Here is a 762-nt window from a genome sequence, read left to right on the forward strand (position 1 = left end):
GACCACGGTAAAACAACTTTGACTGCAGCGATTACTAAAGTATTAGCTGATGCTGGTTATTCAGAAGCAAAAGCTTTCGATCAAATCGATAATGCTCCAGAAGAAAAAGAGCGTGGTATTACAATTAATACATCTCACGTAGAGTATGAAACTGCTAACCGTCACTACGCACACGTTGACTGTCCAGGTCACGCGGATTACGTAAAAAACATGGTTACAGGAGCTGCTCAAATGGATGGTGGTATCTTAGTAGTAGCTGCTACTGATGGTCCAATGCCTCAAACTCGTGAGCACATCTTATTATGTCGCCAAGTAAACGTTCCTCGTATCGTTGTTTTCTTAAACAAAGTTGATATGGTTGACGATGCTGAGTTATTAGAGTTAGTAGAAATGGAAGTAAGAGATTTATTATCTTCTTACGAATATGACGGAGATAACACTCCAGTTATCCAAGGATCTGCTTTAGGTGCGTTAAACGGTGAGCCTCAATGGGTTGAAACTGTATTGAACTTAATGAACAATGTTGATGAGTGGATCGAGCAACCAGTTCGTGATCAAGATAAACCATTCTTAATGCCAGTAGAGGATGTATTCTCTATTACAGGTCGTGGTACTGTTGCTACAGGACGTATCGAGGCTGGTGTAATTAACTCTGGGGATCCAGTTGACATCGTTGGTATGGGAGAAGAAAAATTAACTTCTACTGTAACAGGTGTTGAAATGTTCCGTAAAATCTTAGATAGAGGTGAAGCTGGTGATAAC

At 40.4% G+C, this 762-nt stretch carries 1 protein-coding gene; it reads left to right on the forward strand.

The features are described from left to right. Positions 1–762: elongation factor Tu (locus tag B2217_RS16690; protein WP_291123305.1), on the forward strand; the 762-nt coding region annotated here is incomplete at both ends.

The sequence above is a fragment of the Empedobacter sp. UBA7620 genome, from assembly GCF_002484185.1.
GTDB classification, from domain to species: Bacteria; Bacteroidota; Bacteroidia; order Flavobacteriales; family Weeksellaceae; genus Empedobacter; species Empedobacter falsenii_C.